Origin of the sequence: Streptomyces sp. NPDC007162 (genome assembly GCF_040634175.1) — a bacterium.
In the GTDB taxonomy this organism is placed as follows: domain Bacteria; phylum Actinomycetota; class Actinomycetes; order Streptomycetales; family Streptomycetaceae; genus Streptomyces.
Genome location: NZ_JBEYFC010000043.1, coordinates 1 through 13,299, shown reverse-complemented (window position 1 = coordinate 13,299; position 13,299 = coordinate 1). Strand labels below are relative to the sequence as shown.

Here is a 13,299-nt window from a genome sequence, read left to right as displayed (position 1 = left end):
GTTTTCCACAGATGCGGCAGGCCCCCTTGTCCCGACCGATCGTTCGGTTACTCTAGCTCTGTCCAGCTGTTTCTGCCCAGGTCATGAGCTCGAAGGGGAGCTCATCGAACGAGGAGTTGGTCCCGCATGACCGCCGAACTCACCGTGCACGAGCTGATCGCCAAGCACCGGCCCACGCTTGACCAGGCGCTGGAGGCGATCCGCACGCGCGCGTACTGGTCCCCCCACCCCGAGCACCCCAAGGCCTACGGGGAGCACGGCAGCCTGGACGCGGCGGCGGGCAAGGCCGCCTTCGAAGCCCTCCTCGGCAACCGCATCGACCTCGGCCAGCCCGGCACCGACGACTGGACCGGGGGCGAGGTCTCGCCCTACGGCATCGAGCTGGGCGTGACCTACCCGCACGCCGACGTCGACACACTGCTGCCCGCCATGCGGGCCGGGCAGCGCGCGTGGCGGGACGCGGGCGCGCAGGCGCGCGCGGTGGTGTGCCTGGAGATCCTCAAGCGGATCAGCGACCGCACGCACGAGTTCGCGCACGCGGTCATGCACACCAGCGGCCAGGCGTTCATGATGGCGTTCCAGGCGGGCGGCCCGCACGCCCAGGACCGCGGCCTGGAAGCGGTGGCGTACGCGTACGCCGAGCAGGTGCGCACCCCCGACACGGCGGAGTGGAGCAAGCCGCAGGGCAAGCGCGACCCGCTCGCGCTGACGAAGACCTTCAAGCCGGTCCCGCGCGGCACCGCCCTGGTCATCGGCTGCAACACGTTCCCGACGTGGAACGGCTACCCCGGTCTGTTCGCCTCCCTCGCCACCGGCAACGCGGTCCTGGTCAAGCCGCACCCGCGTGCGGTGCTGCCCCTCGCCCTCACCGTGCAGGTCGCCCGCCAGGTGCTCACCGAGGCCGGCTTCGACCCGAACCTGGTCGCGCTGACCGCCGAACGCCCCGGCGAGGGCATCGCCAGGACGCTCGCCACCCGCCCGGAAATCAAGATCATCGACTACACGGGCTCCACCGCCTTCGGCGACTGGCTGGAGGCCAACGCCCGGCAGGCCCAGGTGTACACGGAGAAGGCCGGCGTCAACACGGTGCTCGTGGAGTCGACCGACAACTACAAGGGAGCGCTGGCCAACCTGGCGTTCTCGCTCTCCCTCTACAGCGGCCAGATGTGCACCACCCCGCAGAACCTGCTGATCCCCCGCGACGGCATCCGCACCGACGAGGGCCCGAAGACGTACGACGAGGTGGTCGCCGACCTCGCCCGCGCGGTCGACGGCCTGCTCGGCGACGACGCCCGCGCGAACGCGCTGCTCGGCGCGATCGTCAACCCCGACGTCAAGGCCCGCCTGGAGGCCGCCGCCGGACTCGGTGAGGTCGCCCTCGCCTCCCGGGAGATCACCAACCCGGAGTTCCCGGACGCGGTGGTCCGCACCCCGGTGATCGTCAAGCTGGACGGGGCCAAGCCCGACGACGAGGCGGCCTACATGAGCGAGTGCTTCGGCCCGGTCTCCTTCGCCGTCGCCGTCGACTCGGCCGGCGACGCGGTGGAGCTGCTGCGGCGGACGGTACGGGAGAAGGGCGCGATGACGGTCGGCGCGTACACGGTCGACCCCGACGTGGAGCGCGCCGTCGAGGAGGTCTGCCTGGAGGAGGCGGCCCAGCTGTCGCTGAACCTGGCCGGCGGGGTGTACGTCAACCAGACGGCGGCGTTCTCCGACTTCCACGGGTCGGGCGGCAACGCGGCGGCGAACGCGGCACTGACGGACGGCGCGTTCGTGGCGAACCGGTTCCGGGTGATCGAGGTCCGCCGGGAGGCCTAGCCGACGCATACGACGGCCGCGCGGCGGTGCTCGGCCACGGCGGTGGTGAGGGGCGGCGCCGCCGTGGCTGGTCGCGTCCACGCGGCGGCAGCCGCATGTCCAGTCGGGCCCCGCTCCCCCTACAGGGCGCTCCAGTGGTACAGCGTCATCGCCACGCTCGTCGCCAGGTTGTAGCTGCTCACCTGGGGACGCATCGGCAGCCGCAGGAGATGGTCGGCACGCGCGCGCAGCTCTGGTGACAGGCCCGTCCGTTCGGAGCCGAAGGCGAGGATCGCGTCGTCCGGGAGCTTCGTGCCCCGGATGTCCTCGCCCTCCGGGTCGAGGGCGTACACCGGCCCCTGCGGCAGCTCGGCCACCGCCATCCGCTCCACCGCCGTCGCGAAGTGGAGCCCCGCCCCGCCCCGCACCACCGTGGGATGCCAGGGGTCGAGCGTGCCCGTCGTGATGACTCCCGTCGCCCCGAAGCCCGCGGCCAGGCGGATCACGGCACCCGCGTTGCCGAGGTTGCGGGGTTCGTCGAGGACCACGATCGGGGCGGTGCGCGGGGCGTGGGCCAGCGTGCGCAGGTTGGTCTCGTGGGACGGCCGCACGGCGAGGGCGGCCACACCGGTGGGGTGCGGGCGCGGGACCAGGGTGGCGTACGAGGCCGCGGCGACCTCGGTCAACAGCGCGTCCAGCGCCTCCCGTGCGTCCGGTGCCAGTTCGTCGGCCAGGGCCAGCGCCGCCGCCCGGTCCGTCGTGACCGCCACCGGCACCTGTGCGCCGAAGCGCAGGGCGTGTTTGAGGGCGTGGAAGCCGTCCAGCAGGACGGCCGAGCCGGCCAGCCGGGCCCAGTGGTCGAGGGGGTCGGTCATGCCCCGAAGCCTACGCGGGGCCGTTCGTCGGCCTCGCGGGAGCGCGGCGCGGGCAGCGACCGGTCCCCGCGCCGCAGGACCCGGTCACGTGCGCGCGCCGACCGGTCGCCCAGACGGTGCAGGAACGCCGTGGGCAGGAACACCGAGTCCGCCGCGATCATGGCGAGGGAGAAGAACGGCAGCCCGAGGACGACCGCGATCACCGCGTGCTCGGTCATCATCGCGGCCAGCAGCACGTTCTTGACCCGCCGGTTGAACAGGGTGAACGGGAAGGCGACCTGCACGATCACCGTCCCGTACGTCACCAGCATCACCATCGTGCCGTTGGCGGACAGCAGGTCGGCGAGGGCCGGCCAGGGGGAGAAGTAGTCCAGGTGGAGCGGGTAGTAGACGGCCGTGCCGTCCTGCCAGCGGGAACCCTGGATCTTGTACCAGCCGGCGGTGGCGTAGATCAGGCAGGCCTCGGCCATGATCACGAAGAGTGCGCCGTTGTGCAGGACGTCGGCCACGACGTCCAGCAGGATCCGGGGCTCGGGGGTGCGCGCCCAGCGATCCACCGCCCACCACAGGGCGGCGCCCGCCCAGGTCCCCCACATGACGGCCGGGACCAGCCAGCCGCCGCCGGTGCGGCCGGTGAGGGCCGCCGCGACCAGGACGAGGCCGGAGACCGCCCACAGGACAGGCCCCACCCGGTCGGTCGCCCCGGATGCCCTGGACGCCCTGCGCGCGTCCAGCGACCACACCTGGCCGCAGCGGGTGAACACCAGGTAGAAGGACATCAGGTGCAGCACGTTGTCGCCGCCGTCGCCCATGAAGACGCTGCGGTTCTGCAGGGACAGCACGCCGACCATGAACAGCAGGGAGGTGGCGCGGGTGCGCCAGCCCACCAGCAGCAGGGCGCTGGCGAGAACCGCCAGGAAGTAGAAGACCTCGAAGAATGCCTGGCTGTCGGAGGCCAGCAGCGCCGTGAAGGCATGGTTGTCGGCGGTCAGCTGCTGGGCGAGGTCGAAGCTCCAGGGGCCGTCGGGGCCGTACAGCTCCTGGCGGTGCGGGTACTCGCGCAGCAGGAACAGCAGCCAGGTGGCGGCGAAGCCGATGCGGACGACGGCCGTCTGGTACGGGCCGAGCGCCGACTCGGTCACCCGGGCGATGGCGCGGGACAGGCACAGGGCGAGGCGGCTCACCGCACACCCCCGTTCGCCTCGTCGGTGGTGACCGTCCACCAGGGCAGCACCCGGTAGACGGGGGTGTCCGAGACCTTCTCCCCGCTCCACTGCGGCGGAGGCACGTTGGTGGTGCTGGAACGCACCTCGACGCGCTGGATGGTGCCCTTCTTGCTGGTGGCGTCCTGCTCGTACATGCGCCTCACGACGATCCGGCGCAGGTACTGCTCGGACAGGGAGCCGCGTATGCCGATCGGGCGGTTGTCGGCGCCGTGCGTGGTGGCGAAGAAGTCCCAGGCCCGGCGCAGTTCGTTCTGCACGGTGTGGCTCGGCAGCAGGCTGCCGTCGATGGCCTTGCCGTCCTGCACCGACAGGTCGTTCCAGCCGGTGGTCGTCGTGGTGCCGTTCGGCATCAGCACGTCGGCGCGTACCTGCACGGCGATGTTCTGCTGGAGCGGGTTGGGCGCGAAGAGCTTCCAGTTCTGCTCGAACTCCGGGTACACCCATTCCTCGATCGCCTTGCCGTGCTGCTTGGTCACGGTGTTCGCCGGCGCGATGCTCAGGAACACCATCCCGAGGTGCACACAGGCGGTGACCGCGACCAGGGCCACGGCGAGGGCCGCGCCGACCTGGTAGCGGGGGGAGAGGGCGGCGACGCCGGAGCGGGGGGCGGGTGCCGGGCCGACGGGCTCGACCGGGACACCGGCCCGCACCGGACCGGCTCCGCTCGCACCGCCGGACCCGCTCGGACCGCCGGACCCGTGGGGACCGTCGGACCCGTGGGGACCGTCGGACCCGTGGGGACCGTCCGGCGCGTGCGGACCGTCCGGCCCGTGCCGGGCGTCCGAGTCCTCGTCGTACGCGTCCATGCCGCCCCGTTCCCCGGTCCCGCCTCATCGTCCGGACGGCCGGTCCGCAGCCGCCCGTGTGCCGCTGCCCGGCACTCGCACGGAACGGTACTCAGCACCGGCCGCCGGGCGCAGCCCCGGGAAGGAGCCGGGGCACGTGGCCGTCGCCACTCCGGAGGGCGCCGCCGACATTCCGGTACGGCCCGCCGGAGCACTCCCTCCGAGGACATCGCAGGTCAACGGCGTCGGGCCCGGTCGACCGGAGCGCTTCCGCGGGTTTTCCACAGGCCGCGGCGGACGTTTTCCACAGGCCCCACCGCCGAAAGCCGTTCCGGTCGAGAATGGCGAGGCGGCCGTCAGACGGTGGCGGCCCGTGCCCGGAGCATCCGGCGGACGGCGTCCGCGCGTTCCAGGAGGGTGTTGCGGACCACGGGGGCCGCCTGCCGGGCGGCCTGCCGGGCCTTCTCGAGGTAGGCCCCATCGACGGCGAACGGGGGGAAGAGCTGGGATGCGTAGACCATCGCCGGAATCATGCCGCCCCGGTCCAGGCCGGGAACCGCTTCCAGGTAGTGCTCGGCGAAGGGGGCGAGCCAGGCGTCCTGGCCGGCGCGCCAGAAGCCGGCCGCCACCGTGGAGACCGCGTGGACGGGCACCGCGCGGTCCACGGCCAGCCGCTGCCAGACCTCGGCCTTCGCCGCGGGATCGGGGGCGGCCGCCCGGACGGTGAGGGCGCGGACCCAGGCTTCGGGGTCGGGGTCGCGTTCGAGCAGGGCGGCGGACTCGGCGGAGGTGTCGCCGCCGAGTTCGGCCTCCCGGACCAGGGCGCGCCAGCGCAGGTCGACGTCGTCGCCGGCCTGGTCGCGCAGCCAGGGCAGGTCTTCGGCGTCCGCGGTGCGGGCGAGGCCGCGCAGGGCGACCTGGCGCCGCCCCGGGTCGGCCGCGAGCACCCGGCAGACCGCGGCCACCTCCTGGCTCAGGGCAGGGCGTTCGGCGGGCGGGGCCCAGAGTTCGGCGATGCCGATGGCGAGGTGGAGACAGGGCTCGATCACCGCGTCGGAGGTCTCGGCCGCGAGGACCGCGGTGAGGCTGCGCCCGGTCTCGGCCGCGGTGGCCTCGCCGGCCGTCAGCATGTCCCAGACGGTGGCGGCGGCCACGCCCCGGGAGATGGCCGTGGGCAGCAGGGCGGCGCCGTGGAAGAGGGTGTCGCGGGTGGCGGCGGCCGGACGGGCGGTGGCGAAGGTGAGGTCGTCGTCGTTGATGAGGAGGAGGTCGGCGGTGGCGGGGAGACCGGCGATCGGGGTGCGGGCCTCGGTGACCTCGACGCGGACGAGCGAGGTGCGCTTCAGGGCCTCGCCCTGGCGGTCGTACGCGCCGACCGCCAGGATCTGGGGGCGCGGGGTGCCGTCGGCGACCAGGGTGACGGTGTCACCGTCGTGTTCCAGCGTGAAACGGTCGGTGCCGGCCGTCTCCAGCCAGGCCTTCCGCCACCCGGTCAGGTCGCGGCCACTGGCCTCGGAGAGCGCGTCGATCAGGTCCTGGAGGGTGGTGGTGCCCCAGGCGTGCCGGGCGAAGTAGGTCGCCATGCCGGTCCGGAAGCGGTCCTCGCCGACGTAGGTCATCAGCTGGTGGAGGACGGAGGCGCCCTTGGGGTAGGTGATGTTGTCGAAGATCGACGCGGCCTGGGCGACGTCGTGGATGGGCTGGTGGATCGGGTGGGAGACCGGGCCCTGGTCGGAGAGGTAGGCCTTCAGCTTGTCGCCGGCGAGATGGCCCGCCCAGGCGTCGGTGTAGCGGGTGGCGCCCTCGGCGGCCCAGTGGCAGGCGAACTCGGCGAAGGCCTCGTTCAGCCAGAGGTCGTCCCACCAGCGCATGGTGACGATGTTGCCGAACCACATGTGCGCCATCTCGTGCAGCAGCACGACCGCGAGCAGTTCCCGCTCCGCGGGCGTCGGCTCGGCCCGCCGCAGGAATCCGTCCGTCCAGGTCACACAGCCGTAGTTCTCCATCGCGCCGCCGAACTCCGGCATGAACACCTGGTTGTAGGTGCGCTGCGGGAACGGCATCGCGAAGGCCTCGGCGTAGAAGGCGAGGCCCTGCCGGGTGAGGGTGAAGATCTCGTCGGCGTCGCGTTCGAGGACCTCGGCGAGCGAACGGCGGGCGTAGATGCCGAGGTCGTGGCCGTCCGCCTCGCGGCGGATCCCGTGGAAGGGGCCCGCGTTGACGACGGTGTTGTACGTGGACAGCGGCGGGGTGTCCGGGAAGGTCCAGCGGCGGGCGGTGCCCTGCTCCTCGACGCGCGGGCCGCCGGAGTTGCTGAGCACGGTCCAGGCGGCCGGGGCGGTGACGGTGAAGGCGTGCGGGGCCTTGAGGTCGGGCTGGTCGAAGCAGGCCCAGGCGAACCGGGCCTCGTCGGGTTCGAAGCTCGTCCAGACGTAGACCTCGCCGTCGGCGGGGTCGGTCGCCTTGTGCACGCCCTCACCGGTGGCGGTGTCGGCCTGGACGCTCTCGACGCGCAGCACGTTGTGCGCGGCGAGGCCGGGCAGCGGGATCCGGCCGTCGCCGGACGGGGTGAGCGGGGTGCCGTTCAGGGTGGCGGCGCGGACCTCCGCCGCGCAGTCGACGAAGGTCCCCGCGCCCGGCTCGGAGCAGGTGAAGGTGATCGTGGAGACAGCGCGGATCTCCGGTCCCCCCGGCAGTGCGGTGAGGTCGATGTCCACGTCGTACCGGTCGACCGAGATCAGCGCGGCCCGGTGCTCGGCCTCGGTCCGGGTCAGGCTTCGGATCCCCATGGCGTCCTCCCTCGTGTGTCCGTCCCCGTCGGCGGACAGCGGCCGACAGCGTACGACGGTACGAGCCGGCAGTCGCAGGGGTTTTCGGTTCCCTTCTTCTAGAACCTGTTCTATCTTGACGGACCGTCAGATCAGCCCACCGCCGGGAGGACAGGACCGTGGACTTCACCTTCACCGAGGAGCAGTTGGCGGCGGCCGAGGCGGCACGCGGCGTGTTCGCCGGGGTGGCACCCGACGCGGTGCCGAGCCCTGCGCTGACCACCGGAGCCGTGGCCGAGGGCTTCGACCGCGAACTGTGGGACAGGCTGGCGGCCGCGGATCTGCTGAGCCTGCTGCCCGGCGCGGAGTACGGCGGGGCCGGCCTGGACGCCATCGCGCTGTGCCTGGTGCTGCGGGAGTCGGCGAAGGCGCTGGCGCGTGTGCCGTTGCTGGAACACAGCGCGGCTCTGGCGACCGTACAGGCCTACGGGGACGAGGAGTTGAGAGGACGGCTGCTGCCGCGGGCGGGACGGGGCGAGCCGGTGCTGACCGTCGCCGCGAGCGGACGCACCGGGCACGACGCGGCGGAACTGGCGGTGACCGCACGGCGGGACGGTGCCGCATGGGTGCTGGACGGGGTACAGACGTCGGTGCCGTGGGTGTACGACGCCGATCTCGTCGTCGTCCCCGCGCACACCGGCACCGACCGGAGCGTGCTGGCGCTGGTGGCGCCCGGCGCGGACGGGGTCACGCTCGCCGAGCAGGTGTCGACCAGCGGGGAACGGCTCGGTGAGCTCCGGCTGGAGTCGGTGCGGGTCGCCGACCGGGAGGTGCTGGAGCAGTCAGGGGCCTGGGAGTGGCTGCGGGAGCTGCTCGCCACCGGGACGTGTGCGCTGGCGCTCGGAGTGGGTGCCCGGGTGCTACGGCTGACCAGCGAGTACACCGGGAAACGGGAGCAGTTCGGCCATCCGATCGCCACGTTCCAGGCGGTGGCCGTGCAGACCGCCGACCGGTACATCGACCTGCGCGCGATGGAGGCGACGCTGTGGCAGGCGGCGTGGCGGATCGCGTCGGGGGCGGCCGGGACGTTGCCCCTGGCCGGGGATGTGGCCGTGGCGAAGATCTGGGCGGCGGAGGGGGTGCGGCGGGTGGTGCAGACCGCGCAGCACCTGCACGGGGGGTTCGGAGCCGACACCGAGTACGTGCTGCACCGCTATCACGCCTGGGCGAAGCAGCTCGAACTGGCGCTCGGGGGTGCGGGGGCCCATGAGGAGGCGCTGGGCGACCTGCTGGCCGCGCATCCACTGGCGTAGCGGGAGAGCCGGAACCGGAGTGCTAGAGGACGAAACCCTCTTCGCCCGCGTCCGTCACGACCTTCCGGCCTGCCGCCTGCCACACCTGCATGCCGCCGTCCACGTTCACCGCGTCGACGCCCTGCTGGACCAGGTACATCGTGACCTGGGCCGAGCGGCCGCCGGAGCGGCAGATGACGTGGACGCGGCCGTCCTGGGGAGCGGCCTCGGTCAGCTCGCCGTAGCGGGCCACGAACTCGCTGATCGGGATGTGCAGGGCGCCCGCGGCATGGCCCGCCTGCCACTCGTCGTCCTCGCGGACGTCCAGCAGGAAGTCGCCGTCCTTGAGGTCCGAGACCTCGACCGTGGGCACACGCGCTGCGAAGTTCATGTCCCCGACGCTACCCGACCGCCGCTCCGGCCCGGCCACTGCTCCCGCGCCCGACCGCTGCTCCCGCCCGGCCGCTACTCCTGTATGAGCAGCGTGGCCAGCTCGGCCTCGCGCTCGACGACGTCCTTGCGGAGCCGCTCGCCGATCTCGTCGAGGAGGCTGTCCGGGTCGTCGGGGGCCAGCCGGAGCAGACCGGCGATGGGTCCGTCCTCCAGCTCCTTGGCGACCAGGCCGAGCAGCTCCTTGCGCTGGGACAGCCATTCGAGGCGGGCGTACAGCTCCTCCGCGCGGCTGGGCCGGCGCTCCGGCGGGACCGGACCGGCCGCCCACTCCTCGGCCAGTTCCCGCAGCAGGGCCTCGTCACCGCGGGCGTAGGCCGCGTTGACCCGGCTGAGGAACTCCTCGCGGCGCTCCTGCTCGGCGGGCTCCTGGGCCAGGTCGGGGTGGGCCTTGCGGGCCAGCTCGCGGTAGAGCCGGCGGGCCTCCTCGCTGGGCCGCACCCGCTGCGGAGGCCGTACCTCCTGCTCGGTGAGCATCGAGACGGCCTCCGGGAACAGGCCGTCGCCGTCCATCCAGCCGTGCAGCAGTTCCTCGACGCCGGGGATGGGCATGACCCGGGCGCGGGCCTCCTCGGCGGCGCGGATGTCCTCGGGGTCACCGGTGCGGGCGGCCTTGGCCTCCGCGATCCGCGCGTCCAGCTCTTCGAGGCGCAGGTAGAGCGGGCCGAGTTTCTGCTCGTGCAGGCGGGAGAAGTTCTCGACCTCGACACGGAAGGTCTCGACCGCGATCTCGTACTCGATCAAGGCCTGCTCCGCGGCCCGTACGGCCCGCTCCAGGCGTTCCTCGGGCCGCGGTGCCTGGGACTGCTCAGCTTCCGGGGTCGTCACCCGACCAGACTAGGGCCTGTCGGCGCCGACGGTGGCCGGGACCCACTCGGCGACCAGATCGGTGCAGGCCACGACCAGGGTGCCGGGGCGGCAGGCCAGCTCGTGGGTGCAGCCGTCGGGGTGCGGCAGGATCTCGTCGAGGATCACCTCGCCCAGTGAGCTCAGGTCGCAGGCGCCCAGGATGTCCGTCTGGAAACGGGAGACGCCCGTGTAGCGGACGACCAGGTCCTCGTCCGGTCCGGCGCGGTGGTTCCGGAAACGGAGCTCGACGGCGTCGCGGGCGGGGCGGCGCACGTCCAGGGGGTGCAGGTCCTGGACGCAGTGGCGGTCGCCCGGGTCGTAGTGGCGGGGATCGGTCGCGAAGGCGCGGGCACCGGGCGGCAGGCGGTCGGCGAGTTCGGGCAGCCGCGCCAGGTAGGGGCCGGGGTCGCAGCCGCCCCGCACGTCGACGTACTTCATGTCAGCACCTCCCGGTCACACCCCGTCTCCGGCTCTCCGTGTCCCCCGCGTCCCGCGCGTCCCGCGCTCGCGGCTCCCACCCGGGTTCCGTCGCGATCCGCCCCGCCCCCGCGGTTCACACGCCCGGCTCCGCCGCGATCCGTCCCGCCCGCACCGCGGTCACCAGGTGCTCGTGGTCCGCCTCCGTCAGGTCGGCGTAGGTGACCGCGAACGCGGCGATCGCCTCGTCCAGTTCCTCGTTCTTGCCGCAGTAACCGGCGATCAGGCGCGGGTCCGCGCTGTGCGAGTGGGCGCGGGCCAGCAGGGCGCCGGTCATCCGGCCGTAGTCGTCGATCTGGTCGGGGGACAGGGCGGCCGGGTCGACGCTGCCCTTGCGGTTGCGGAACTGGCGGACCTGGAAGGGGCGCCCCGCCACCGTCGTCCAGCCGAGCAGGATGTCGCTGACCACCTGCATCCGCTTCTGGCCGAGGACCACCCGGCGGCCCTCGTGCTCGACGGCCGGTGCCTCGAACCCGGCCGTGGCGAGATGCGGCACGAGCGCGGACGGCCGTGCCTCCTTGACCTGGAGGACCAGCGGCTCGCCGCGGTGGTCGAGGAGGAGGACGACATAGGACCGGGTGCCGACGCTGCCGGTGCCCACGATCCGGAAGGCGACGTCGTGCGGGGTGTGCCGGGCGAGCAGCGGATGCCGGTCCTCGGAGAGCGTGCCGACGTAGTGCTCGAGGGCCGCGGTGACGGACGCCGCCTCCGCGTCCGCGACCCGGCGCAGTACCGGCGCGGCGTCCACGAAGCGCCGTCCGCCGTCCTCGGTGGGCTCGGTGGCGCGGGCCGCGAACCGGCCGCTGGTGTTGGCCCGGGCCTTCTCCGAGACCCGGCGCAGGGTGCCGAGCATGTCGTGGGCGTCGGAGTGCGAGACCAGTTCCTCGTCCGCGATGGCGTTCCACGCGTCCAGCACGGGGAGCTTGGCCAGCAGACGCATGGTGCGGCGGTAGGCGCCGACCGCGTCGCCCGCCGCCTTGCGGCACATGTCCTCGTCGGCGCCCGCCTCCCGGCCGGCCAGCACCAGGGAGGCGGCGAGCCGCTTCAGGTCCCACTCCCAGGGGCCGAGCACCGTCTCGTCGAAGTCGTTCAGGTCGATGACGAGATCGCCTCGCGGGTCGCCGTACAGACCGAAGTTGGCCGCGTGGGCGTCGCCGCAGATCTGGGTGGCGATCCTGGTCATCGGGGTGCAGGCCAGGTCGTGCGCCATCAGCCCGGCCGAGCCGCGCAGGAACGCGAACGGGGACGCCGCCATCCTCCCGACCCTTATCGGGATCAGTTCCGCGATGCGGTCCCGGTTGGACTCCTCGACCGCGCGCACCGCGTCGGGCCGGGAGCCGTCCAGGTCCAGGCCGGCGTGGGCGGCGCGCGGCACCGCCGAGCGCAGCGCCTTGCCCTCCGCCTTCGGGGAGCCCTTCGGCGGCCACTGCGCGAAGCCCTTCGGGGAGGGCAGCACACGTGCCCCGGCCGTCCTCGGCTCTTCCCGTCCGGTCACGTCGACCGCCTCCCCCGTACGCCGATCCGCACACTCTCGAACATCAACTCGTGCAGACGGTACAGGCGGCCGCCGGAACCCGTCAGACCCTGTGGACAACTCCCCGCTTCTGCGGGTGTCCGGAGGCTGGGCGTGCAGGGCGCCGAGGTGAGCGCCGCTCGCGCTCCCGCCCTCGGAGACACCGGCGCAGCAGCTGTCGTACGACGTACGACCTCGGGGTCGACCACTGTCCCCCCGGCGGCCACCTCGCACAACGCCTCGACGAACTCCGCCACCTGCCCCACCCGGTCGTTCAGCAGGTACCCGACGCCCTCGGCCGCCGTATCGGACGTCCACAGCCAGGCTGCTGCACGGGTCCGACTGGCGCGGATACACCGGGCCACTGCAAGGCGGCCAGGAACGGCCGGGCCGCCGGCCCGTCGCGCGGGGAGTGCGGGGCCGGGCGGCGCCGGGCGGCGGTCAGGCTCCGGGGTGCAGGCCGAGCCAGCCCGGTGAGGGGTCGCCCTTCACCTCACCGAAGTACAGGGCGAAGGTCTGCTTCCAGCGCTCGATCGCCGCACGGTCGGCCATGAAGCGCGGGAAGCCGTCGAGGTTGCCGTTGGGGTACTCCCAGACGGGCTTCAGTCCGGCCGGCGGGGTGACATCGGTGCGGACCGACCAGCCGTTGGTGGCGGCCTTCTGCTGCTCGACGGAGAGCCGCCAGTTCAGGTACAGCTTGGCGGCGGTGGGGTTCTTGGCCTGCTTGAGGATCGCGGCCCGCTGTCCCCAGGACATGAACGGCGCCTCCTCGGGCAGCACCCACTTGACCGGCCCGGTGGACAGCGGCGCGCCGGAGCCGCCGATGCCGATGGCCTTCTGGCCGCTGGTGACGGCCGCGCTCGGGGTGTAGCTGCCGCGGGCGAACTGAAGGTCCTGGGTGGCCAGTCGAGCGAGCCAGTCCCAGCCGTACTTCTCCACGTAGAGGGTGTAGAGGTAGAGGACCGCGTCGTCGTCGTGCGGGTAGGAGGAGGCGATCTTCCCCTTCCAGCGGGCGTCGGCCAGGTCGAACGGACCGCTGGGGATGTCGGAGCCGACCGCGGCGGCACCGTACATGTAGCTGAAGGCACTGACCTGGACGGCGACCCACGCGCCGTGCGGGTCCTTGAAGGGAGCGTAGAGCTTGGAGAAACCGGCCGGCTTGTAGGTTCGACATCACCCGCATCGCCTGCGGCAGGACGATCCGGCGCAGCGTCCTGGCCCGGGACAGGCCCAGCGCGTCCGCCGCCTCCAGCTGCCCGGCGTCGAC

10 protein-coding genes and 3 pseudogenes are annotated in these 13,299 nt (G+C 73.0%); 2 read left to right on the top strand and 11 right to left on the bottom strand.

All coding sequences use genetic code 11. The features are described 5' to 3' along the window. The first annotated feature begins 126 nt into the window (after positions 1-126). A complete protein-coding gene (gene paaN, locus ABZ646_RS07825; protein ID WP_360514168.1) occupies positions 127-1,818 on the top strand; it encodes a phenylacetic acid degradation protein PaaN in 1,692 nt (563 codons plus the stop codon). A 119-nt stretch (positions 1,819-1,937) separates the two neighbouring features. Here paaN and ABZ646_RS07820 read toward each other — a convergent pair whose 3' ends face one another. The 4 genes from ABZ646_RS07820 to pepN all read right to left on the bottom strand — a co-directional run bounded on the left by ABZ646_RS07820 (position 1,938) and on the right by pepN (position 7,472). After that, positions 1,938-2,672, bottom strand: a complete 735-nt coding sequence (locus ABZ646_RS07820; RefSeq protein WP_360514165.1) for a TrmH family RNA methyltransferase — start codon at positions 2,670-2,672, stop codon at positions 1,938-1,940. Beyond that, on the bottom strand, positions 2,669-3,856 hold the full coding sequence (locus ABZ646_RS07815) for an HTTM domain-containing protein (protein ID WP_360514162.1): 1,188 nt from the start codon (positions 3,854-3,856) through the stop codon (positions 2,669-2,671). Before ABZ646_RS07815 ends, ABZ646_RS07820 begins: the two co-directional genes overlap by 4 nt. Next, positions 3,853-4,704, bottom strand: a complete 852-nt coding sequence (locus tag ABZ646_RS07810) for a DUF5819 family protein (protein WP_360514159.1) — start codon at positions 4,702-4,704, stop codon at positions 3,853-3,855. Before ABZ646_RS07810 ends, ABZ646_RS07815 begins: the two co-directional genes overlap by 4 nt. Before the next feature lie 335 nt (positions 4,705-5,039). Beyond that, positions 5,040-7,472, bottom strand: a complete 2,433-nt coding sequence (pepN, locus tag ABZ646_RS07805) for an aminopeptidase N (RefSeq protein ID WP_360514156.1) — start codon at positions 7,470-7,472, stop codon at positions 5,040-5,042. 158 nt (positions 7,473-7,630) lie between these two features. On the opposite strand from pepN, the gene ABZ646_RS07800 reads away from it, so the two are divergent. Then, entirely contained in the window at positions 7,631-8,764 is a 1,134-nt protein-coding gene (locus ABZ646_RS07800) for an acyl-CoA dehydrogenase family protein (RefSeq protein ID WP_360514153.1), read from the top strand. 22 nt (positions 8,765-8,786) lie between these two features. Here the strand turns inward: ABZ646_RS07800 and ABZ646_RS07795 are convergent, their stop codons facing one another. The 7 genes and pseudogenes from ABZ646_RS07795 to ABZ646_RS07765 form a co-directional block, all read right to left on the bottom strand. Next, positions 8,787-9,116, bottom strand: a complete 330-nt coding sequence (locus ABZ646_RS07795; RefSeq protein WP_360514209.1) for a rhodanese-like domain-containing protein — start codon at positions 9,114-9,116, stop codon at positions 8,787-8,789. Between the two features lie 92 nt (positions 9,117-9,208). Beyond that, positions 9,209-10,021, bottom strand: a complete 813-nt coding sequence (locus tag ABZ646_RS07790; protein ID WP_360514151.1) for a hypothetical protein — start codon at positions 10,019-10,021, stop codon at positions 9,209-9,211. 9 nt (positions 10,022-10,030) lie between these two features. Beyond that, positions 10,031-10,480 carry a hypothetical protein gene (locus tag ABZ646_RS07785; protein ID WP_360514148.1) on the bottom strand — a complete coding sequence of 150 codons (450 nt, stop codon included), beginning with the start codon at positions 10,478-10,480 and terminating at the stop codon, positions 10,031-10,033. Positions 10,481-10,595: 115 nt separating this feature from the next. Next, complete coding sequence (locus ABZ646_RS07780; protein WP_360514145.1) at positions 10,596-12,014, bottom strand: DUF2252 domain-containing protein; 1,419 nt, start codon at positions 12,012-12,014, stop codon at positions 10,596-10,598. Between the two features lie 206 nt (positions 12,015-12,220). Further along, a pseudogene (locus tag ABZ646_RS07775) lies at positions 12,221-12,325 on the bottom strand (DNA-binding response regulator); the annotation flags it as partial. 148 nt (positions 12,326-12,473) lie between these two features. Continuing rightward, positions 12,474-13,196: pseudogene (locus ABZ646_RS07770) on the bottom strand (ABC transporter substrate-binding protein); the annotation flags it as partial. Positions 13,197-13,203: 7 nt separating this feature from the next. Continuing rightward, a pseudogene (locus ABZ646_RS07765) lies at positions 13,204-13,299 on the bottom strand (ABC transporter permease subunit); the annotation flags it as partial.